This is a genomic window from Pseudomonas sp. RA_5y_Pfl1_P24 (assembly GCF_963970945.1).
Taxonomy (GTDB): domain Bacteria; phylum Pseudomonadota; class Gammaproteobacteria; order Pseudomonadales; family Pseudomonadaceae; genus Aquipseudomonas; species Aquipseudomonas tritici.
In genome coordinates, this window is the sequence record NZ_CAXAOJ010000006.1 from 1 (window position 1) to 21,783 (window position 21,783).

Annotated in this window: 17 protein-coding genes and 2 pseudogenes; 1 reads left to right on the forward strand and 18 read right to left on the reverse strand. The window is 56.2% G+C overall.

Going from position 1 to position 21,783, the window contains the following annotated elements; all coding sequences use genetic code 11:
* Positions 1–183, reverse strand: a 183-nt coding sequence (tnpB, locus tag AACY30_RS11030) for an IS66 family insertion sequence element accessory protein TnpB (protein ID WP_339540301.1), incomplete at its 3' end; no start/stop codon positions are given.
* An 85-nt stretch (positions 184–268) separates the two neighbouring features.
* Between tnpB and AACY30_RS11035 the strand changes: the two are divergent.
* Positions 269–502: pseudogene (locus AACY30_RS11035) on the forward strand (integrase core domain-containing protein); the annotation flags it as partial.
* Between the two features lie 111 nt (positions 503–613).
* On the opposite strand, the pseudogene AACY30_RS11040 reads toward AACY30_RS11035, so the two are convergent.
* From AACY30_RS11040 to gyrA, 17 genes and pseudogenes are all read right to left on the reverse strand, one after another.
* Positions 614–730 (reverse strand): annotated as a pseudogene (locus AACY30_RS11040) (transposase); the annotation flags it as partial.
* Positions 731–1,167: 437 nt separating this feature from the next.
* The gene (locus AACY30_RS11045) at positions 1,168–3,189 is read right to left on the reverse strand and encodes a polysaccharide biosynthesis protein (RefSeq protein ID WP_339540302.1); all 2,022 of its coding nucleotides are present in this window, start codon (positions 3,187–3,189) and stop codon (positions 1,168–1,170) included.
* 93 nt (positions 3,190–3,282) lie between these two features.
* Positions 3,283–4,299 carry an MraY family glycosyltransferase gene (locus tag AACY30_RS11050; protein WP_339540303.1) on the reverse strand — a complete coding sequence of 339 codons (1,017 nt, stop codon included), beginning with the start codon at positions 4,297–4,299 and terminating at the stop codon, positions 3,283–3,285.
* A 171-nt stretch (positions 4,300–4,470) separates the two neighbouring features.
* Complete coding sequence (locus AACY30_RS11055) at positions 4,471–5,724, reverse strand: glycosyltransferase family 4 protein (RefSeq protein WP_339540434.1); 1,254 nt, start codon at positions 5,722–5,724, stop codon at positions 4,471–4,473.
* Positions 5,725–5,736: 12 nt separating this feature from the next.
* The gene (gene wecB, locus AACY30_RS11060; RefSeq protein ID WP_339540304.1) at positions 5,737–6,867 is read right to left on the reverse strand and encodes a non-hydrolyzing UDP-N-acetylglucosamine 2-epimerase; all 1,131 of its coding nucleotides are present in this window, start codon (positions 6,865–6,867) and stop codon (positions 5,737–5,739) included.
* A gap of 71 nt (positions 6,868–6,938) precedes the next feature.
* Positions 6,939–8,057: a UDP-2-acetamido-2,6-beta-L-arabino-hexul-4-ose reductase gene (gene wbjC, locus AACY30_RS11065; protein WP_339540305.1), complete on the reverse strand. Its 1,119-nt coding sequence runs from the start codon at positions 8,055–8,057 to the stop codon at positions 6,939–6,941.
* Between the two features lie 3 nt (positions 8,058–8,060).
* Positions 8,061–9,095, reverse strand: a complete 1,035-nt coding sequence (locus tag AACY30_RS11070) for a polysaccharide biosynthesis protein (RefSeq protein ID WP_339540435.1) — start codon at positions 9,093–9,095, stop codon at positions 8,061–8,063.
* A 392-nt stretch (positions 9,096–9,487) separates the two neighbouring features.
* Complete coding sequence (locus tag AACY30_RS11075; RefSeq protein ID WP_339540306.1) at positions 9,488–9,718, reverse strand: hypothetical protein; 231 nt, start codon at positions 9,716–9,718, stop codon at positions 9,488–9,490.
* Between the two features lie 24 nt (positions 9,719–9,742).
* Positions 9,743–10,039: an integration host factor subunit beta gene (ihfB, locus tag AACY30_RS11080; RefSeq protein WP_339540307.1), complete on the reverse strand. Its 297-nt coding sequence runs from the start codon at positions 10,037–10,039 to the stop codon at positions 9,743–9,745.
* Positions 10,040–10,170: 131 nt separating this feature from the next.
* A complete protein-coding gene (locus AACY30_RS11085; protein WP_049709364.1) occupies positions 10,171–10,455 on the reverse strand; it encodes a hypothetical protein in 285 nt (94 codons plus the stop codon).
* A gap of 161 nt (positions 10,456–10,616) precedes the next feature.
* Positions 10,617–12,308, reverse strand: a complete 1,692-nt coding sequence (gene rpsA / locus AACY30_RS11090; RefSeq protein ID WP_012722933.1) for a 30S ribosomal protein S1 — start codon at positions 12,306–12,308, stop codon at positions 10,617–10,619.
* A 119-nt stretch (positions 12,309–12,427) separates the two neighbouring features.
* The gene (gene cmk / locus AACY30_RS11095; protein WP_012722932.1) at positions 12,428–13,117 is read right to left on the reverse strand and encodes a (d)CMP kinase; all 690 of its coding nucleotides are present in this window, start codon (positions 13,115–13,117) and stop codon (positions 12,428–12,430) included.
* Positions 13,114–15,324: a bifunctional prephenate dehydrogenase/3-phosphoshikimate 1-carboxyvinyltransferase gene (locus AACY30_RS11100; RefSeq protein WP_339540436.1), complete on the reverse strand. Its 2,211-nt coding sequence runs from the start codon at positions 15,322–15,324 to the stop codon at positions 13,114–13,116. The genes cmk and AACY30_RS11100 overlap by 4 nt, the downstream gene beginning before the upstream one ends.
* Positions 15,325–15,352: 28 nt before the next feature.
* Complete coding sequence (gene hisC, locus AACY30_RS11105; RefSeq protein WP_339540308.1) at positions 15,353–16,465, reverse strand: histidinol-phosphate transaminase; 1,113 nt, start codon at positions 16,463–16,465, stop codon at positions 15,353–15,355.
* A gap of 9 nt (positions 16,466–16,474) precedes the next feature.
* The gene (gene pheA, locus AACY30_RS11110) at positions 16,475–17,569 is read right to left on the reverse strand and encodes a prephenate dehydratase (protein WP_053132458.1); all 1,095 of its coding nucleotides are present in this window, start codon (positions 17,567–17,569) and stop codon (positions 16,475–16,477) included.
* Positions 17,569–18,654: a 3-phosphoserine/phosphohydroxythreonine transaminase gene (serC, locus tag AACY30_RS11115; protein WP_339471896.1), complete on the reverse strand. Its 1,086-nt coding sequence runs from the start codon at positions 18,652–18,654 to the stop codon at positions 17,569–17,571. Before serC ends, pheA begins: the two co-directional genes overlap by 1 nt.
* Positions 18,655–18,896: 242 nt before the next feature.
* On the reverse strand, positions 18,897–21,566 hold the full coding sequence (gene gyrA, locus AACY30_RS11120; RefSeq protein WP_339471898.1) for a DNA gyrase subunit A: 2,670 nt from the start codon (positions 21,564–21,566) through the stop codon (positions 18,897–18,899).
* Positions 21,567–21,783 lie beyond the last annotated feature (217 nt).

Below are 21,783 nucleotides of genomic sequence, written 5' to 3' on the forward strand. Positions count from 1 at the left end.
CTCCCAATAAAGTATTTTCACCCGATTACGGGGGCGATTCAGAAAAACAAAAAGCACGGGGTCGAACACCGCCACTTTGATATCCAATTCGACCAAGGCGGCGAGGCCGTCGATGGATTTTCGGAAGTCGACAGGCCTGGGGTAGAGGTAGACTTTTTCAACTTTGGCGTCGGGGCGCATCATAACTGCGGGCTCCTGATGGGAATCGGGAGCACAGCATCAGGCTTCAACGGGCAGTTTTGAATGTGTACATGGTGGATCGCTTACGAAGAAACGAGGCATCCGCTTGGACTTTATTCAACCAGGTAATCCACAGCAGAATGCTTACGTTGAACGTTATAACCGGACTGTGCGCTATGACTGGCTGGGACATTACTTGTTTGAGTCGATAGCCGAAGTTCAGGACTATGGTACGAACTGGATCTGGACATACAATCACGAGCGCCCGAATATGGCCCTCGGCGGCATTACCCCAAAACAGAAGTTGGCCCTGGTGGCCTGAGGTCTACTTCTGGTGAGTTTTAGGAATGGGGGGATTACCGAACTGCTCACCGGAAATGCCACGGCAAACGGAAACCGTACCTGATTGTAGGTGTGCTTGGTGGATCGCTTACGATTCACCAATGCCAAGTGAGCGGCTGGCTTCGATGTAGCTGTAGTTTTGCTTGAGTACGAGGTCAGCAGCCTCGCGTTTGAATTCAGCAGAAAAGGAACGGCGTTGTTTGGTCATCTGACACCTCGATTTGGCGAGCATTCTCGCCTAAATGGGTGTCCGGTTTCATTAGACCACTACATACACCACTCGTGTGACACTGCCATTTGGAAGGAAATGTACCCATCCTCAGCGCGCACTTTACAAGGCGGGTTGCCCAGGCGCTTACTCCTGAGGGAAATCGGGAGCACAGCATCAGCTGTCAGCTATTCGTTTGGAATGTGGGGTTCGTGGAGCGGATACTTTCCATCTGATGAGGTATTGAATTTGACCGATCCGAATATGAGCTCGGAGTGAGCAGAGCTTCCAAGGAGAAAGCTATCAAAGGCCGTGTTCCGGCTCACGAATGTGGCAGCGAGGTGTTTATGAGTTACTTGGCAGCCCTCTCCTACCCGTGACTACAGCTTTGCTGTGTATGGCCCTAACGCTGAACGTGCTTGCGGCTCTATCAGCAATCAACCTGACGGAGAGCGAATGGACAACTCAGCATCACAGCGGCGCTGAGTGTGCATCCAATCAACTATCTCGCCTTCCGGGCTGTAGCCGCTTACGGTGCTTTTCAAAATTTGTCTGACGAGCACGTAATCGTTCTCTTCAACGCCGGCCAACAATGCTTGTAACCTTACTTTTAGAACATCCCACGTTAAAAACTCCTCACTTGCTCGCATAATCATCGGGTGGCTCGTGGCTACGACGTTGTCACCTATCAACAACTCCTCATAAAGCTTTTCACCCGGACGTAACCCAGTGAAATTTATCAGGATATCTCCATGTGGGTTTTTATCTGAGCGGACACTCAAGCCCGACAGATGAACCATCTTTTCAGCGAGCTCAACGATCTTTACAGGTTCGCCCATATCAAGCACGAACACATCTCCGCCCAGACCTAAAGAACCCGCCTGAATCACCAACTGGGCAGCCTCGGGTATGGTCATAAAGTAACGTGTGATCTTGGGGTGCGTGACGGTCAATGGCCCCCCCGCCTGGATCTGCTTGTGAAATAAAGGAATAACCGAGCCTGACGAGCCCAGTACATTGCCAAAGCGAACCATGGTGAAACGAGTTTTGTTGACGTGAGAGATTTTCGATGCATCGCCGAATAGAACCGGAGCCAGCTCTTTGCTCAATGCTTGTAACACCAGCTCCGCAAGACGCTTGGTACTGCCCATGACATTGGTCGGCCGTACAGCCTTGTCGGTTGAAATAAGTACGAAGTTTTCGACGCCTGCCTGCAAGGAGGCTTGAGCCGTATTAAGTGTGCCGATCACATTATTGAGAATGCCCTCGGCAATATTATGCTCAACCATGGGCACATGTTTATAGGCAGCTGCGTGATAGACCGTATTGACGGACCAGGCCTTCATGACCTCAAGTAACCTGTCCTGATGCCGCACGGAACCAAGAATAGGCAACAGATTTACGTTCAGGGCTTCCGACTGAACCCGCTGCTCGAGCTCGGACAGAATGCAGTACAAATTGTATTCAGCATGATCAAACAACAGCAAAGTCGTCGGCCCAAGCATTAATATCTGACGGCAGAGTTCTGAGCCAATAGAGCCGCCTGCCCCCGTTACCATCACCACGCGTTGCCTGATGCATCGTTCCAATAGCTCATACTGAGCCGGCACAGGATCCCGCCCCAGCAGGTCGGCAATATCTACTTCCTGAATATCATCCACCTTGACTCGACCACTCGCCAAGTCCATGAACCCTGGGACGCTGCGCACGTGCAGCGGATAGCCTTCAAGGTACCCCAGTATTTCCCTGCGACGCGCCCTAGTAGATGAGGGAATCGCCAGCAGCAGTTCCTCAGCACCGGTCTCGTCGATCATTCGCTGGATATGTTTTGGCTTATACACCTGCAGACCGGAAATCACGCGATCAGCAATACTGTTGTCGTCATCAATAAATGCTACCGGGCGCATCAGTTTACCCATGCGCAAGGCCGCCACCAGTTGATTACCAGCCGCACCGGCGCCGTAAACAACCACCTTTGGTAGACCATCATCGCGATTAGTAAAAGGCACGTGTTGGGTAGCGGCAAACCAGTCGCCAAGAAAATACTGACGCATACCTAGGCGCAAGCCGCCAATGATGACCATGCTCAGCCACCAATAATTGAAAACAATCGAACGAGGAACAACTGTTTGATGATTGCTATAAAGGTATACGACTAACGCTAACAACAAAGCTGACAGGCTAACCGCCTTGATGATGGCAATTAACGCGTCATTTCCGAAATAGCGCAGGACGGCACGGTACATGCCGAAATTGATAAAAAGTGGAATAGCGATAACCGGCGCACAGAGGAACAGCCACAAATGGACGACAAATGGGCTGTTCAGATCATCAAATCCCAAACGAACGACAAACGCGAGCCATAGCGCCACCCATACGAGCACAATATCGGTGGCAACTTGCAAAATGCGTTTTTTCCTACGTGGCAAGCCCACCAGGCGCGTGCGTAGATTATCCATAAACCCTTTTATACCTCAGTCCTTAGTACCGCCAGAAAAAACGGCAGTTCCATGTTGTGCTTCGTGTGATGTTCCAACGATGCCACCAACAAATTATCCGATTTTTTCCAGCTCACCAGCATGAAACTTGATAGCCAGCAGTACAAGTGGAGCATACGCCAGCAGCAGCCCCAAGACGCCATCGAAGCCTAATCCGACGCAGATGCCAATAGGCAGCAGCCAAAACACGTTGATGGCTGCCACCAGCAGCGTCACGGGCAAATGTCGCCCTGCCTGACGTGATGCGTACTGGTAGGCATGACTGCGATGCGCCTCGTAGACCTTATCCCCCCGCAGCAAACGCCGTCCTAGGGTAAAGGTCGCATCAACAATAAATACGCCCAGCAAAATCAGCCAGACCCAAAGCAGCTCTCTCGCTACCCATGCCGCCTGCAATGAAAGCACGCCAATCGAAATACCAAGAAATCCGCTTCCTGCGTCTCCCATGAAAATGCGCGCCGGCGGGAAATTCCAATACAAGAACCCGAACACAGAGACTGCGAGCAGTAAGGGCCCCAGCATGATTGCCTGATGCCCCGTCAGCCAGTACACAAGGCAGGCGCCCAGGCAGGCGCAGACTGCTTCGACGCTCGCAATCCCATCGATTCCATCCATGAAGTTATACAAGTTGAGCATCCAGACCAAGTACATAACGGCCAACAAATGCCCAAGCCAGCCGAGGTCCAGATCAACCCCCAGCACCTCGATAACGGGCAAGCCTCCCATCCAGAAAAGCGCCCAACCTGCCGCAACAAAATGCGCCAGTAAGCGCCAGCGGGCAGCGATGTGGCCATGATCATCAAGGAAGCCGACAACAGCAATCAGTGCTCCGCTCCCCAGCAATGGCCAAGTAGTCTCCCAACTGATCGACCCGGCGCAAGCCATCAAGCCTATTGCTGCCAAATACGTCAAAACGATAGCAACGCCGCCACCTCGCGGCGTCGGTACGGTGTGGGAGCTGCGTCCGTTGGGTATGTCCATCAGGCTACGCGCCAAGGCATAGCGGCGTAGTACCCAAGTCAACAGAAGCGACGCTATTAGCACCGCCGCGAATACCAACCAGAGGGTCATGTAAGATTAGGTTCCTGAAACAAAATGCGGGCAAGAAAGGCTCAACATGCACCACAGCGCCTATCAAGCTGATAAGATTTTTCGAAGACTATTTAGCTATTTATTACAATTACTTGTCACTTTAGTACGTGCAGAAATGCTGGAGCACCAGGCTGGACAACATCTAGGTCATCATCTTTCACTTCGCCTCAAGGTACCTTTCCTGAAAAGCATCTCAAGGCGTTCAAACAATGTCGTCTTTGAAAAGTGCTCAAGGTAGTAACGCCTGCCAGACTCACCCATCGCCTCAAGCTCAGACGCAGGCAATGCGCTCATGGCACGTACGATCTCGGCCAGTCCCGTGGCATCGCCGGAAGCACAGGCCATACCTGCGGCCGACTCGACAACAACCCGAGCAGCCTCACCGTCGATCATGGCGATGACGGGCTTTCCTGATGCTAGGTACGCTTGAACCTTGCCCGGAATGGTTTTTCCGAAGACTTCATTTGTCTTCAATGACACCAACAGCGCGTCTGCCGTAGCGAAAAGTGCAGGCATCTTTTCCAGCGGATGCCGTCCCAGCAGCAGAACGTTATCCAACTGGTGTTCCGCTACATGTTTGGTTAACCACTCAGCGGCCCGGCCATTCCCGACGATCACCCAGCGCACGAGCAATTCAGTCTTGATTGCTTTTGCGGCTTCCATTATGACTGGAAAGTCCTGAGCCTCACCGATGTTCCCGGCGAAGAGGATGGTGAAGACTGACTCGTCGCGGGTCAGCAAGTCAGAAGCCGCCTGAACATCGCTAGAAAAGTCGTCCTCGGCCCAGCTTGGAAAATACACCAGTCGATCTGGGGCAATCGAACGAGTGCAGTATTTCTTTACATCCTTGTCAAAGGAGCGCGACTGTAGCAATAGATAATCGGCGCGATTGTAGATCCAGGACACCATTTTCCCGACCAAACCAAGCAACTTCGGGTTCTTGACTACCCCCACCGCATTCAAGGTTTCCGGCCACAAATCCAGGATCCAAACGAATACCGGGGCGTTTTTCAAACGCCCTAGTACCAATGCTGGAATCGCCGCCATAATAGGCGATACGCCATATACGAAAATGGCGTCGAAAGACTGCCCCCGTAACTTGTAGCAACCGAACGTTGAAGCACTAGAAAAAAACGAGAGGTAATTCAAGGCAAGCGTAATACTCCGCTTGCCTCGCGCTAACATCGGCACTCGAATGACACCCGCACCCTGATATCGAGAGAACAGTGCAGGATCACGCAGGTAATCGGTATAGACCTGCCCTTCCGGATAGTTGGGTTGCCCCGTGAGCACCGTGACGTTATGGCCTTTGGCGACAAACCCCTCGACCATGTTGTTGATGCGCATGTTTTCGGGCCAAAAATACTGGGTGACCACCAAAACCTTGAGCGGGCGTTCCTGAATGAGCCTATCCAATCAGTATTGCTTCCATACAGTACGCATGACGTAGTCGCGATAGCTGTGGATGATCCTCGCGACCTTCTCGGAGACATTCGGCATGCTGTAGTCTGCGACTAGGCGCAGCGTGCGTTCCTGGCCACTGGCTTGGCTTTCCAGCAATTGCAAACCCTGCATGACACGCTCAACTTCCAGGCCGACCATCATGACAGCGGCCTCTTCCATCCCTTCTGGACGCTCGTGGGCTTCACGCATGTTCAGTGCGGGGAAGTTGAGGATTGAAGACTCCTCATTGATCGTACCGCTGTCCGAAAGCGCAGCTTTGGACGTCAGTTGCAGCTTGTTGTAATCTTTGAAGCCAAGAGGCTTGAGCAGTTGCACATTTTTGTGGAAGACCACACCCATGGCATCTACACGCTTTTGGGTACGTGGATGCGTACTTACAATTACCGGGAAGTCATAATGGGCCGCAACGGTATTAAGCACCTCCACCAATTTGAGGAAATTTTTATCGGAATCGATATTCTCCTCACGATGGGCACTCACGACAAAAAACTTTCCGGCCTCAAGACCTAGTCGCTCCAAAACATCCGAAGCATCAATACCTTCACGGTAGTAGTTGAGCACTTCATACATCGGGCTGCCAGTCTTGATCACCATGTCCGGGGACAGGCCTTCGCGTAGCAAGTAATCACGCGCGATACTGCTATAGGTCAGATTAATGTCTGCTGTGTGGTCAACGATACGACGATTGATCTCTTCTGGAACGCGCATATCGAAACAACGATTGCCGGCTTCCATATGAAATGTAGGAATCTTTAGACGCTTGGCCGGAATGACCGCCATGCAGCTGTTGGTGTCACCGAGCACCAACAAGGCTTCTGGCTTCGTTTCTTCCAGCACGCGATCAACAGCAATGATCACGTTGCCGATGGTCTGCGCACCGCTGGAACCCGCCGCGTTGAGAAAGTGGTCCGGCTTGCGAATACCGAGATCCTGGAAAAAAATCTCGTTCAGTTCGTAATCATAGTTCTGCCCTGTGTGCACCAGGATGTGTTCACAATGCTCGTCCAGCTTGGCGATCACCCGCGACAAGCGAATGATTTCCGGACGAGTGCCCACGACCGTGACAACTTTCAACTTTTTCATCTAAATACTCTTTCCAGAATCATTAACATCGGAATTATCGACCGAAATCGCGGCCTCAGGCACCTTATAGATCAGGCTTGAGTTCCAACCGACATTGCAAAAGTATCCGGCCGTTCGCGATCAAAGATCTCGTTAGCCCACAACATGACAACCATCTCGTCGGCACCAACGTTTGTAATATCGTGCGTCCAGCCAGGCACCGTTTCTACGACCTGTGGCCTCTCGCCATCGGTGTACAACTCGTAAAACTCGCCAGAAACGATATGCCGAAAGCGAAAGCAGGCGTTGCCTTTGATCACCAGGAACTTTTCAGTTTTGCTGTGGTGGTAATGTCCACCGCGAGTGATACCTGGATGGGACGTGAAATAAGAGAACTGGCCACTGTCCTTGGTCTTCAGCATCTCGACAAAAACACCACGCGGATCACCGTGCTTTTGCACCTCATAAGTGAACTGCTCGACAGGCAAATAACTGACGTAGGTAGAATAGAGCGCACGCACCAGCCCTGTACCAACCGCTTCACTAATCAACGTGTCACGACTCTCACGGAATGCACACAACTGATCCACCAGCTCACCGACAGTGATGCTGTATACCGGCTGTACTCGCGCATCAGCGCCTGTGGACGCCGCAGCGTCCATGACCTTGATGAAACAATCGACGACATCGTCGATGTAGACCAAGTTGATCACAGCCTCCCGATCATTGACTTGAATGGGCAAGCCACGGGTGATGTTGTGGCAAAAAGTGGCGACGGCAGAGTTGTAATCAGGACGCGCCCACTTACCAAATACATTGGGCAAGCGCAAAATCTCTACCCTGGAACCTTGGCTGGACCGTAGATCAAGCAATGCCTGCTCGGCCGCCAATTTGCTGACACCGTAGGGGTTATCACGATCGGCCTGGGTGGACGAGGTATAAAGCACAGGTATGTGCCTACCGCTTGCCTCGATCGCTTGACAGAGCGCAAACGTCAGATCGGTATTTCCGACTTTGAATTCTTCGGGTGATTGCGGCCGATTAACACCAGCTAGATGAAACACAAAGTCACAATCGATCAGTTGCGCCGCTAAGTCGGTGGTACTGTTTTCCCGAGTAAAAGAGACGACCTCTACATCCTTGCGCTCCTTGAGGTGCGCAATCAGGTTCTTACCGACGAAGCCATTGGCGCCGGTGATCAATACCTTCATCACTTACTCCTCGGGCGTTGCGTGTTCGCCACGCTGAATCGCCTGCATAAACTCAAGCTTGAGCAAGAGGCGTTGCATACCAGCCACATCCAGTCGTTCCGTATTGTGGGAATTGTAATCTTCCGTACGGGAAATTTTCTCTTCACCTTGCTCCACAAACTTGGAGTAGTTCAAGTCGCGTAGATCAGGCGGCACTCGATAATAATCACCCTTGTCTTCGGCACACGCCATCTCCTCACGACTCAACAGCGCCTCGAAAAGCTTCTCGCCGTGACGCGTACCGATCACTTGAATCGGGTGCTCAGGCTTGCCCACCATGGCGGTCAACGCCTTGGCCAGGGTCTGAACCGTCGCGGCTGGAGCCTTTTGCACGAACAAGTCACCGTTGCGACCGTTTTCGAAGGCGTACAACACCAGATCGACGGCATCCGCTAGCGTCATCATGAACCGACTCATGTTTGGATCAGTCAGAGTCAACGCTTGCCCTGCACGAATCTGCTCGATGAAGAGCGGAATGACAGAGCCACGCGAAGCCATGACATTGCCATAGCGAGTGCCGCAGATGACGGTTTTCTGATCATCCACATTGCGGGACTTGGCCACCATCACTTTTTCCATCATTGCCTTGGAAATACCCATGGCATTGATAGGATACACAGCCTTGTCGGTGCTCAAGCAGACTACGCGCTTGACTGCGTTCTGGATCGCAGCTTCAAGAACGTTTTCGGTACCGATAACGTTCGTTTTAACCGCTTCCATCGGGTGAAACTCGCAGGATGGAACCTGCTTGAGCGCGGCGGCATGAAAGATGTAATCCACACCACGGGTGGCGTTGAGTACGCTCTGATAATCACGCACGTCACCGATATAGAATTTCAGCTTGGCATTGGCGTAACGCTTGCGCATATCATCCTGCTTCTTCTCGTCTCGACTGAAGATGCGGATTTCAGCGATATCGCTGTCGAGGAAACGCTTGAGTACTGCGTTGCCGAATGAGCCAGTGCCACCGGTGATAAGAAGTGTTTTTCCGCTAAACATAATGAGTCCTAAAGCAACGCGCACGGCACAACAAGCTTGTAGCTGGTCAGTCACCTCATAACCTACCATCCCATCGATCTACTAACCCGCACGACATGGTCAGCGATGAAGATATGCAAGGAGGAGGTCGGAGTTAGCTTGCCTACAGCCTGAAAACCAGCTTTACGTGGTGCATTTAAAAATGAGGGATTTTAAAATGGAACCCATTTTAAGCGCTGCATTCTCAATGTCAAAAGCGAACGCAGATAATTGACGTGCAGAGGCACGCCTGAACCGTCTCATGAGGATGTAACCGGCATTGGGGGGGGATGAGCACAGACGGTTGCCGGGATTCCGATAGCTGCGTCACCCAGCCCACCTTCCGCAGAGAAGGCTACGGCGTGCCAACCAGCTTAACCTTTATAGTGAGGCGCCTTGCGACCTACCAATAGCGCAAGCACAGGCCCAACAAGCAGCCCGAGTATTAATGCCAACGTCACAAACACCGAAATAGGAAGCTCGGCTGTAGACCAACCAAAAAACGCCAGTGAAGCGCTCCTCTGGTTTTCCAGCACAAAGGCCAGCACAAAAAGAGCGATGAGTGACGCTGTAACAATTAATGCGAAGCTTTTGGCCCTACGCATAGCTCTCTCCCGAATCCACAAAACTCAGACGACATCTTCCTCATCCTCATTCACCCGATCCCGCAACTCCTTCCCCGGCTTGAAATGAGGCACAAATTTGCCGTCCAGGCTAACGGACTGGCCGGTTTTCGGGTTACGCCCTACGCGGGGCGCGCGGTAGTGTAGAGAGAAGCTGCCAAAACCGCGAATCTCGATGCGATCGCCGGTGGCCAGGCATTGGGACATCTGCTCAAGCATGGTCTTGATGGCCAACTCGACGTCCTTAGGCGAGAGCAGGCCCTGATGGGTGACGATGCGTTCGATCAATTCCGACTTGGTCATATTTTCCCTTCTTTTTCAAGCAGCTAGGAAAAGCGCTTCGAAGGTTTTAGCATGACTTGATGAATTTGAACAGCCCATGCATAAACTTATCTGTGGACTGAATAAACACCTGTTGCGGATAGACCTCGCACTCAATTGCAGATCACCAACATCGTACGCGTTACCGCGCCGGCGGGGTTCCAGCCGAATGGATAGTCGCCCTCTTCGTCCTTGGCGTCGCTGGACTTGGTGATGACCTTGTAGCCCTGCATCTTGCACTCTCTGGCCGCGCGCTTGTCGCACTTGCTCCAGTTGTTGCCCAGGCCCGAGCAATCGATCTCGATGCCGCTGACGCCTCGCTTGGCGTGGGTCTTGGCGCTGGTGGCGGTGCAGCCTGCAAGCATTACCACTGCGAATATCAAGATAAGCCTGTTCATTCAAATCCTTATTGAAGTCGCAACACGGAAACCACTTTTTCGTAAGACTATAGTCAGTTCTGACACTGAGCTGTGCATCTTGGTTCTCGGTGTTGATTCAACGAATTTCAGGCACAAAAAAGGGCGACCGAAGTCGCCCTTTTTCTATGGTCTGACAGAACTTAGTTCTGTTTTTCCATTTGTGCACGCAACAGGTCGCCCAGAGTGGTAGGACCAGCAGCGATGCTATCCGAAGGCTTGTCTTTCAAGCTTTGGATGGCTTCTTTCTCTTCAGCATCGTCTTTCGACTTGATGGAGAGCTGGATTACGCGGCTCTTGCGGTCAACGCTGATGATCTTGGCTTCTACTTCCTGGCCTTCTTTCAGAACGTTGCGCGCGTCTTCAACGCGGTCACGGCTGATTTCGGAGGCTTTCAGAGTCGCTTCGATATCGTCGGCCAGAGTGATGATGGCGCCTTTAGCGTCAACTTCTTTCACGATGCCTTTAACGATTGCGCCTTTGTCGTTGTCCTGAACGTATTCAGAGAACGGGTCGCTTTCCAGTTGCTTGATGCCCAGGGAGATGCGCTCGCGCTCTGGGTCAACCGACAGGATAACGGTGTCCAGCTCGTCGCCCTTCTTGAAACGACGAACAGCTTCTTCGCCCACTTCGTTCCAGGAGATGTCGGACAGGTGAACCAGGCCGTCGATGCCGCCGTCCAGACCAATGAAGATACCGAAATCGGTGATCGACTTGATGGTGCCGGAGATTTTATCGCCCTTGTTGAACTGGCCAGAGAAATCTTCCCATGGGTTAGATTTGCACTGCTTGATGCCGAGGGAGATACGACGACGCTCTTCGTCGATGTCCAGAACCATAACTTCCACTTCGTCGCCGACTTGTACGACTTTCGAAGGGTGGATGTTTTTGTTGGTCCAGTCCATTTCGGAAACGTGTACCAGGCCTTCCACGCCTTCTTCCAGCTCAGCGAAGCAGCCGTAGTCGGTCAGGTTGGTAACACGCGCGGTAACGCGAGTGCTTTCTGGGTAACGGGCTTTGATAGCGACCCATGGATCTTCACCCAGTTGCTTCAGGCCCAGGGAAACACGGTTGCGTTCGCGATCGTATTTCAGAACCTTGACATCGATCTCGTCGCCAACGTTGACGATTTCGGAAGGATGCTTGATACGCTTCCAAGCCATGTCGGTAATGTGCAGCAGGCCATCGACGCCACCCAGATCGACGAATGCGCCGTAATCGGTGAGGTTCTTGACGATACCTTTGACTTGTTGGCCTTCCTGCAGGGATTCCAGCAGAGCTTCACGCTCGGCGGAGTTCTCTGCTTCCAGGACGCTGCGACGGGAAACGACAACGTTGTTGCGTTTCTGGTCGAGTTTGATGACCTTGAATTCGAGTTCTTTGCCTTCCAGGTGCGTGGTGTCGCGCACAGGACGAACGTCGACCAAAGAACCTGGCAGGAACGCACGGATGCCGTTAACGTCGACAGTGAAGCCGCCTTTAACCTTACCGTTGATAACGCCCTTGACCACTTCTTCAGCTGCGAAGGCTGCTTCGAGAACAATCCAGCATTCAGCGCGCTTGGCTTTTTCACGGGACAGCTTGGTTTCACCGAAACCGTCTTCAACCGAGTCCAGAGCAACGTGAACTTCGTCACCGACATTGATTGTCAGATCGCCAGCATCGTTGTAGAACTGTTCCAGCGGGATCAGAGCTTCAGACTTCAGACCAGCGTGAACGGTTACCCAGCGAGCTTGGTAATCGATATCAACGATAACACCGGTGATGATGGAGCCTGCCTGAAGGTTCAGGGTTTTTAGGCTTTCTTCAAAGAGTTCCGCAAAGCTTTCGCTCATTTTAATTCCTGTTGATAAGGGCGAAGAATACGCCCATCTCCACACCCCAGACGGTGTGGGTCAGTTTCAATTAAAAGAAGCACCACAGGACTATGACTGGTCCCCTGCGGCCTTCTTGGTCACCCGGCGATATCGCGAATAGCGATCTCGCTCATGATGCGTTCCAGCACCTGCTCAATGGACAACTCCGTGGAATCCAGCTGTATGGCATCAGCCGCCGGCTTTAGCGGGGCTACTGCGCGCTGGGTATCACGCTCATCGCGTGCACGGATCTCATCTAGCAGACTCGACAGACTAACACCATCGACTTTGCCCTTCAACTGCAAGTAACGGCGGCGAGCCCGCTCCTCGGCACTGGCGGTCAGGAAAATCTTTAACGGCGCCTCTGGAAATACCACGGTGCCCATGTCGCGGCCATCGGCCACCAAGCCCGGCGGTTCCTGAAACGCCCGCTGACGCTGCAGCAAAGCGTCACGCACCGCAGGCAGCGCGGCGACCTGGGACGCCCAGGAGCCGACTTGTTCGTTGCGCAGATCATCGGTCACATCATCGCCTTCGAGGATGATGCGCTGGGGATGACCTTCCGTCGCGCCGACGAACTGCACATCCAAATGTGCGGCCAGCAGCTTCAGGGATTCTTCGTTGGTCAGGTCGACGCCATGGTTGCGAGCGGCAAACGCCAACAGGCGGTAAAGCGCGCCGGAATCCAGCAGGCACCAACCCAGGCGCTTGGCCAGGATGCCGGCTATCGTGCCTTTGCCCGAACCGCTTGGCCCGTCGATGGTAATCACCGGTGCTTTGATATTCACAATTGAGCCTCTTGGGCAACACGGATGCCGACTTGGGCACACAGTGTAAGAAAATTCGGAAAAGACGTAGCAACATTGGCGCAGTCGCGGATACGAATCGGCGCCGCCGCCCTTAGGGAAGCCACACTGAACGCCATGGCGATGCGGTGATCGCCATGGGCATGCACTTCGCCACCCCCCATCAGGCCACCGTCAATGATAATCCCATCGGGGGTCGGTTCACACTTCACCCCCAGCGCCAATAGACCATCGGCCATCACCTGGATACGGTCAGACTCCTTCACGCGCAGCTCCTCAGCTCCGCGCAACACCGTGCGCCCCTCGGCACAGGCCGCCGCGACGAACAGCACCGGAAACTCATCGATTGCCAACGGCACCAGCGCGTCGGGAATCTCGATCCCCTTCAGCGCCGCCGCGCGCACCCGCAGGTCCGCGACAGGCTCACCGCCGACTTCGCGCAGGTTTTCCAGCGTTATATCTGCGCCCATCAGCCGCAGGATGTCGATCACGCCGGTACGCGTCGGATTGACACCGACATGCTCCAGCAACAACTCGGAGCCCTCGGCAATCGACGCAGCCACTAGGAAGAACGCAGAAGAAGAGATATCCCCCGGCACTTCTATATGGGTAGCCGTCAACGAATGCCCCGACTCAACCGAAGCCGTCGCGCCCTGCACCGCCACCGGATAACCAAAGCCGCGCAACATACGTTCGGTGTGGTCACGGGTCGGTGCCGGCTCGGTCACCGCGGTCTTGCCCTCGGCATACAAACCCGCCAACAACAGGCAGGATTTGACCTGGGCGCTGGCCATCGGCATGTCATACGCCACGCCCTTCAACGACTGGCCACCACGGATGGTCAGCGGCGGACGCCCTTCCGGCCCGGTCTCGATCACCGCGCCCATTTCCCGTAGCGGCTTGGCCACGCGACTCATCGGGCGCTTGGACAGGGACGCGTCGCCCGTCAGCACGCTGTCAAAGCTCTGCGCTGCCAGCAAGCCGGACAGCAGGCGCATGGAGGTGCCAGAGTTACCGAGGTAAATCGGCCCCGGCGCCGGTTTCAAGCCATGTAAACCCACGCCATGAATGGTCACACGCCCATGGTGCGGGCCTTCAATCACCACGCCCATGTCGCGAAACGCCTGCAAGGTCGCCAGGGCGTCTTCGCCCTCGAGGAAACCGTCGACCTCGGTCACACCTTCAGCCAACGAACCGAGCATGATCGACCGATGGGAGATCGACTTGTCGCCCGGCACCCGAATGCGCCCGCTCAAGCGGCCCCCCGGGCTGGCGAGAAAGGTCAGTTCATCAGCGCTCACAGCGGTTTCCATATAGGCCCGGCGAGCCAGGATCTTGCTGAAATGCTCACGCGCCACCCGTGCACGGGTGAACACGCCCAATAATTGATGGCCGTCCCCCGCGTCGACAGCATCACGCAAGGCGTCGAGATCACTGCGGAAGGTGTCCAGGGTGCGCAACACCGCTTCGCGATTGGCAAGGAAGATGTCGTGCCACATCACCGGGTCGCTGCCGGCAATCCGCGTGAAGTCACGGAAGCCGCCGGCGGCATAACGGAATATCTCGAGGTTCTCGTTGCGCTTGGCCAGGGAGTCCACCAGGCCAAATGCCAACAAATGCGGCAAGTGACTGGTCGCCGCCAGCACCTCGTCGTGACGCTCAACCTGCATGTGCTCGACATCCGCGCCCAGCTCACGCCACAGACGATCCACCACCGCCAATGCAGCGGGGTCGGTTTGCTCCAGCGGTGTGAGGATGACTTTGTGGCGACGGAACAGCTGCGCATTCGACGCCTCTACCCCACTCTGCTCCGAACCGGCAATCGGATGGCCCGGCACGAACCGCGCCGGCATGCCGCCAAACGCCTGTTGCGCCGCGCGCACCACATTGCCCTTGGCACTGCCGACGTCCGTCAGGATCGCCTGGCCGAGGTCCATGCCGGCCAACACGCCGAGCAATTTCTCCATGGCCAGGATTGGCACCGCGAGCTGGATCACGTCAGCGCCACGGCACGCAAGCGCCAGGTCCGCTTCACAGCGATCCACCACCCCCAACTCAACCGCCAACTGACGCGATTTGGGGTCAAGGTCCACACCGACTACTTCGCCACACAGCCCGCTTTCACGCAGGCCTTTGGCGAAGGAGCCGCCGATCAAGCCCAGACCGACCACCACCAGGCGACCGATCATAGGCACAGCAGGTTGCAATGCGGTGACATCAACCACGGGCCAGAACCTTGGCCAGCGCTTCCAGGAAGCGGCTGTTTTCAGCCGGCAAACCGATGGTGATACGCAGGTGATTCGGCATGCCGTAGTTGGCCACCGGACGCACGATCACGCCTTCGCGCAACAACCCCTGGAACACCGGGGCAGCCACTTGGCCAAGGTCGACACAGATGAAGTTGCCCTTGGACGGAATCCAGCCCAGGCCCATCTCACGAAAGTCTGCCTGCAATTGCAGCATGCCGCTTTCGTTGACGCGACGGCTCTCTTCCAGGTACTCGGTATCCTTAACCGCCGCACAGGCCGCGGCCAGCGCGAGGCTGTTGACGTTGAACGGTTGGCGTACGCGGTTCAGCACATCGGCAACCACCGCAGTGGACAGACCGTAGCCGACCCGCAACGACGCCAGGCCATAGGCCTTGGAGAACGTGCGCGATACCAGCAGGTTCGGGTAGGCCGCCAGAAAGTCCAGGCCGTCCGGCAAGTCGCTGCCTTCGGCGTATTCGATGTAGGCTTCGTCCAGCACCACCAGTACGTGCTCAGGCACGTCTTGCAGGAAGTCGTTCAGCGCTTGAGCATCAAACCAGGTACCGGTCGGGTTGTTCGGGTTGGCAATAAACACCACGCGGGTCTGGGCGTCGATGGCCGCCAACATGGCCGGCAGGTCGTGGCCCCAGTCCTTCGCAGGAATGATGCGCGCATCAGCGCCAACAGCCTGCGTGACAATTGGATACACCGCGAACGCGTGCTCGCTGAACACCGCATTCAGGCCCGGCGCCAGGTAGGCACGGCCGACCAGCTCGAGAATGTCATTGGAACCGTTGCCCAACGTCACCTGGTTCAGCTCGACGCGGCACTTCTGCGCCAACAGCGACTTAAGCGCAAAGCCATTGCCGTCGGGATAACGCGTCAGCTCCGCCAGCTCTTCGCGAATCGCCGCGAGCACGTTAGGGCTCGGGCCCAGCGGATTTTCGTTACTCGCCAATTTGACGATTTTGGAAGGATCCAGATTCAACTCACGCGCCAACTCGTCCACAGGCTTGCCCGGAACGTAAGGCGACAGTTGTTGCACGCCCGGCTGAGCCTGGGCGAGAAAATTGCCACTCATGTTAACGCCTCACAAAACCGCTTTCGGGTAAGAGCCCAGCACCTTGAGTGCCACGGCTTCCTGACTGATTTTCTCGAGCACGCCCTTGACCAGTGGGTCGCGGTGATGGCCGATGAAGTCGATAAAGAACACGTAAGTCCATTTACCGCTGCGCGAAGGACGAGTCTCGATGCGCGTCAGGTCAATCCCGTTGTCGTGGAACGGCACCAGCAGCTCATGCAGCGCGCCGGGCTTGTTGCTCATGGAGACGATGATCGAGGTCTTGTCGTCGCCGGTCGGCGGCACTTCCTGGCTGCCAATCATCAGGAAACGCGTGGAGTTGTCCGGGCGGTCCTCGATTTTTTCGGCCAGGCGCGTCAGGCCATACAGGCCCGCCGCCATATCACCGGCGATGGCCGCCGAGTTCCACTCACCCTTGACCCGCTTGGCGGCTTCGGCATTGCTGGAGACTGCCACGCGCTCAACATTCGGGTAATGCGCGTCCAGCCACTTGCGGCACTGCGCCAGGGACTGGGCGTGAGAATAAATGCGGCTGATACTGTCGGTCTTGGTGCTCTCGCCCACCAGCAGATGGTGGTGGATACGCAGCTCGACTTCGCCGCAGATCACCATGTCGTGCTCGAGGAAGCTGTCCAGGGTGTGGTTGACCGCGCCTTCGGTGGAGTTTTCCACCGGGACCACGCCAAAATTCACCGCACCGGCCGCCACTTCACGGAACACTTCGTCGATCGCAGCCATCGGCTTGCTGATCACCGCGTGGCCGAAGTGTTTCATGGCCGCCGCTTGCGTGAAGGTGCCTTCCGGGCCGAGGTACGCCACTTTCAGCGGTTGCTCCAGCGCCAGGCATGACGACATGATTTCACGGAACAACCGCGCCATCTCTTCATTGCCCAACGGGCCCTTGTTGCGCTCCATCACACGCTTGAGCACCTGGGCTTCACGCTCAGGCCGGTAGAACACCGGCACTTCGCCTTCTGCCAGGGACGCCATTTTCACCCGTGCCACTTCCTGCGCGCACCGCGCGCGCTCACTGATCAGCTCCAGGACTTTCTCGTCCAGGCTGTCAATGCGTACACGCAGGGCCTTGAGTTCTTGCTCAGACATTAGCCGTGTTCCTTTTCGAACGCTGCCATGTAGGCAACCAGCGCGTTGATCGCGTTGATGTCGACAGCGTTGTAGATGGAGGCGCGCATGCCACCGACCGAACGGTGGCCCTTAAGGTTCAGCAGGCCGCGCTCGTCGGCACCGGCCAGGAACGGTTTGTCCAGACGGTCGTCCGCCAGGCGGAACGGCACGTTCATCCACGAGCGATCAGTGAGGTTGATCGGGTTGCTGTAGAGGCCGCTGGCGTCGATGAAGTCGTACAGGGTGCGCTTCTTCTCTTCGTTGCGCTTGCCCATGGCTGCCACACCGCCCTGCTCTTTCAGCCATTCGAAAACCAGGCCAGACAGGTACCAGGCGAACGCTGGCGGGGTGTTGTACATCGAGCCATTATCCGCCGCGACCTTGTAGTTGAGCATGGTCGGGCACAGCGAACGGGCACGGCCGAGCAGGTCTTCGCGGATGATGTTGACCACGATGCCGCTCGGGCCGATGTTCTTTTGCGCGCCGGCGTAGATCATGCCGTACCTGGACACATCGATCGGGCGCGAGAGGATGTCCGAAGACATGTCGCACACCAGCGGCACGTCACCCACTTCCGGCACCCAGTCGAACTCCAGGCCGCCGATGGTCTCGTTCTGCACGTAGTGCACGTAGGCAGCGTCCTTCGACAGCTTCCACTCGTTCTGACCGGGAATCGCGAAGTAGTCGTAGGGCTTGGCGGTGCCCGCCACATTGACGTGACCGTAACGCGAGGCCTCCTCAATCGCCTTCTGGCCCCAGATACCGGTGTCGATATAGTCGGCAGTGCCGTCTTCCGGCAGCAGGTTCAGCGGGATCTGGGCGAATTGCTGGCTGGCGCCGCCTTGCAGGAACAGCACTTTGTAGTCGGATGGGATGCCCAGCAAGTCGCGCAGGTCCTGCTCGGCCTTGGTGGCGATGGACACGAACTCATCGCTGCGATGGCTCATTTCCATCACGGAGAGGCCTTTTCCATGCCAGTCGAGGAGTTCACCCTGCGCACGCTGCAGGACTGCTTCAGGAAGCGCCGCGGGACCGGCACAGAAGTTATAGGCTCTCTTGCTCACATCCAATCTCACTCTGATCTGGTGGGGCTGCAATCATGTTCGGCAACAACCTTTCTGTGGCGCGAACCCTTGTGGGAGCTGGCTTGCCTGCGATACACGCACCTCGGTAGCTCAGTGATACCTCGGTGATGCTATCGCAGGCAAGCCAGCTCCCACATGAGCCGCGTCCGGACAAAGGTCGTGTATTTCATAAGGGACAAACAACAAGGGGGCGAATCTTCATCCGCCCCCTGTGTGTCCGCTTATTCCTGCGGTTCTTCTTCGTCTGCGGCTGCATCGAGGGTTGGCTCGTCGACGTTGTCATCGCCGGCTGCGATCACCTCGCCATCGAAGCCTTCACCTTCAAGCTCGTCGCCTTCCAGCTCTTCGCCTTCCACTTCCGACGGCTCCTGGACACGCTCCAGGCCGACCAGTTTTTCGTCCTTGGCCAGCTTGATCAAGGTCACGCCCTGGGTGTTACGGCCCAGGCTCGACACTTCAGCCACACGGGTACGTACCAGGGTGCCCTGGTCGGAAATCAGCATGATTTCCTCGCCATCGAGCACCTGGACTGCGCCGACCAGACGGCCGTTGCGGTCGTTGCTGACCATGGCGATCACGCCTTGGCCGCCACGCTTGTACTCCGGGAACTCGCTGATAGCGGTACGCTTGCCATAACCACGCTCGGAAGCGGTGAGGATCTGGCTGCCTTCTTCCGGGATCAGCATCGAAATCAGCTTCTGCCCTTCCGGCAGGCGCATGCCGCGCACACCGCGAGCGGTACGGCCCATGGCGCGAACGTCGGATTCCTTGAAGCGTGTTACCTTACCGCCGTCGGAGAACAGCATGACTTCACGCTCGCCATCGGTGATGGCCGCGGAGATCAGTACGTCGCCTTCATCCAGTTCCAGGGCGATCAGGCCCACACTGCGTTGACGGCTGAAGGATTCCAGCGGGGTCTTCTTCACGGTGCCCTTGGCGGTCGCCATGAAGATGAAGTGACCTTCGGTGTATTCCTCGACCGGCAGCATGGTGGTGATGTATTCATCACTGTCCAGCGGCAGCAGGTTGACCAGTGGGCGACCACGGGCGGCGCGGGAGGCTTCCGGAATTTCGTAGGTTTTCAGCCAGTACACTTTGCCTTTGCTGGAGAACAGCAACAGCGTGGTGTGGCTGTTGGCGACCAGCAGGTGAGCGATGTAGTCCTCATCCTTGACGCCGGTAGCCGACTTACCTTTACCACCACGACGCTGGGCCTGGTACGCAGCCAATGGCTGGGTTTTGGCGTAGCCACTGTGGGAGATGGTCACGACGCGCTCTTCTTCCGGGATCATGTCACCCAGGGTCAGGTCGAGGCGTGCATCGAGGATCTCGGTGCGGCGCACATCACCGTATTCGGCGCGGATCACTTCCAGCTCTTCGCGGATCACTTCCATCAGGCGCACGGCGCTGTTGAGGATGCGGATCAGCTCGCCGATCTGGTTGAGAATCTCCTGGTACTCGGCCAGCAGCTTCTCGTGCTCCAGACCGGTCAGGCGGTGCAGGCGCAGTTCGAGGATGGCCTGGGCCTGTTCCGGCGACAGAAAATACTTGCCGTCGCGCAGACCGTATTGCGGGTCCAGGGTCTCAGGGCGGCACGAATCGGCGCCGGCGCGCTCAACCATCGCCACTACGGCGCTGGATTCCCACGGCATCTTGATCAGTGCTTCTTTAGCTTCCGACGGGGTCGGCGAGGCTTTGATCAGGGCGATGACCGGGTCGATGTTCGACAGCGCAACAGCCTGGCCTTCCAGGATGTGGCCGCGCTCGCGGGCCTTGCGCAGTTCGAATACGGTACGGCGGGTAACGACTTCGCGGCGGTGACGGACAAACGCTTCCAGCAGATCCTTGAGGTTCAGGATGCGCGGGCGACCGTCGATCAGTGCAACTACGTTGATACCAAATACGCTTTGCAGCTGGGTCTGGGCGTAAAGGTTGTTGAGGATCACCTCAGGCACTTCGCCACGACGCAGCTCGATCACTACGCGCATACCGTCTTTGTCGGACTCGTCGCGCAGTTCGGTGATGCCTTCAAGCTTCTTCTCTTTGACCAGCTCGGCGATCTTCTCGATCAGACGCGCCTTGTTCAGCTGGTACGGGAGTTCGGTGATGACGATCTGCTGGCGGCCACCGACTTTGTCGATGTCTTCGATCATCGAGCGGGCGCGCATGTAAATGCGGCCGCGACCGGTGCGGTAGGCTTCGATGATGCCGGCGCGACCGTTAATGATCGCGGCGGTCGGGAAGTCCGGACCGGGGATGTATTGCATCAGCTCATCGACGGTCAACTCAGGGTTGTCGATAAGCGCCAGGCAACCGTCGATGACTTCACCGAGGTTATGCGGCGGGATGTTGGTGGCCATGCCCACGGCAATACCGCTGGAACCGTTGACCAGCAGGTTGGGAATACGGGTTGGCATGACCGCCGGGATCATTTCGGTGCCGTCGTAGTTCGGCACCCAGTCCACGGTTTCTTTATGCAGGTCGGCCAGCAGCTCGTGTGCCAGCTTGGTCATGCGCACTTCGGTGTATCGCATGGCCGCGGCGTTGTCGCCGTCGACCGAACCGAAGTTACCCTGGCCGTCTACCAGCAGGTAGCGCAGGGAAAACGGCTGGGCCATCCGAACGATGGTGTCGTACACCGCAGTGTCGCCGTGAGGGTGATACTTACCGATCACGTCACCGACAACACGGGCAGATTTCTTGTACGGCTTGTTCCAGTCGTTACCCAGCTCGCTCATCGCGAACAGCACACGCCGGTGCACGGGCTTCAAGCCATCGCGCGCATCAGGCAGTGCCCGACCGACAATTACGCTCATCGCGTAGTCGAGGTAGGACTGTTTCAGCTCGTCTTCGATATTGACCGGGAGGATTTCTTTGGCCAGTTCGCCCATGAGAAGCCTGATTCCTTTTTCGGGTGAAACCTCGTCACATCCATATGGGACGAACGAAGCTCGCCGCTGCCGGCAGAGTGCCTGACAACGACTTACGACAAATCAACGAGTTATGACACGGATCTGCACGTTATAGGCCACCCCTTGGGGCAGCCCTGGAAACCGCCGGATGTTATCACAATCGCCGCCACGCACCTATCCCCCTGATGCGCATGGA

What these genes read in the sequence shown, in the direction of transcription:
- AACY30_RS11045 (WP_339540302.1), bottom strand. Translation starts at nt 3,189, where the DNA reads ATGGATAATCTACGCACGCGCCTGGTGGGCTTGCCACGTAGGAAAAAA.
- AACY30_RS11050 (WP_339540303.1), bottom strand. Translation starts at nt 4,299, where the DNA reads ATGACCCTCTGGTTGGTATTCGCGGCGGTGCTAATAGCGTCGCTTCTG.
- wecB (WP_339540304.1), bottom strand. Translation starts at nt 6,867, where the DNA reads ATGAAAAAGTTGAAAGTTGTCACGGTCGTGGGCACTCGTCCGGAAATC.
- wbjC (WP_339540305.1), bottom strand. Translation starts at nt 8,057, where the DNA reads ATGAAGGTATTGATCACCGGCGCCAATGGCTTCGTCGGTAAGAACCTG.
- AACY30_RS11070 (WP_339540435.1), bottom strand. Translation starts at nt 9,095, where the DNA reads ATGTTTAGCGGAAAAACACTTCTTATCACCGGTGGCACTGGCTCATTC.
- AACY30_RS11075 (WP_339540306.1), bottom strand. Translation starts at nt 9,718, where the DNA reads ATGCGTAGGGCCAAAAGCTTCGCATTAATTGTTACAGCGTCACTCATC.
- ihfB (WP_339540307.1), bottom strand. Translation starts at nt 10,039, where the DNA reads ATGACCAAGTCGGAATTGATCGAACGCATCGTCACCCATCAGGGCCTG.
- AACY30_RS11085 (WP_049709364.1), bottom strand. Translation starts at nt 10,455, where the DNA reads ATGAACAGGCTTATCTTGATATTCGCAGTGGTAATGCTTGCAGGCTGC.
- rpsA (WP_012722933.1), bottom strand. Translation starts at nt 12,308, where the DNA reads ATGAGCGAAAGCTTTGCGGAACTCTTTGAAGAAAGCCTAAAAACCCTG.
- AACY30_RS11100 (WP_339540436.1), bottom strand. Translation starts at nt 15,324, where the DNA reads ATGATCGGTCGCCTGGTGGTGGTCGGTCTGGGCTTGATCGGCGGCTCC.
- hisC (WP_339540308.1), bottom strand. Translation starts at nt 16,465, where the DNA reads ATGAGTGGCAATTTTCTCGCCCAGGCTCAGCCGGGCGTGCAACAACTG.
- pheA (WP_053132458.1), bottom strand. Translation starts at nt 17,569, where the DNA reads ATGTCTGAGCAAGAACTCAAGGCCCTGCGTGTACGCATTGACAGCCTG.
- gyrA (WP_339471898.1), bottom strand. Translation starts at nt 21,566, where the DNA reads ATGGGCGAACTGGCCAAAGAAATCCTCCCGGTCAATATCGAAGACGAG.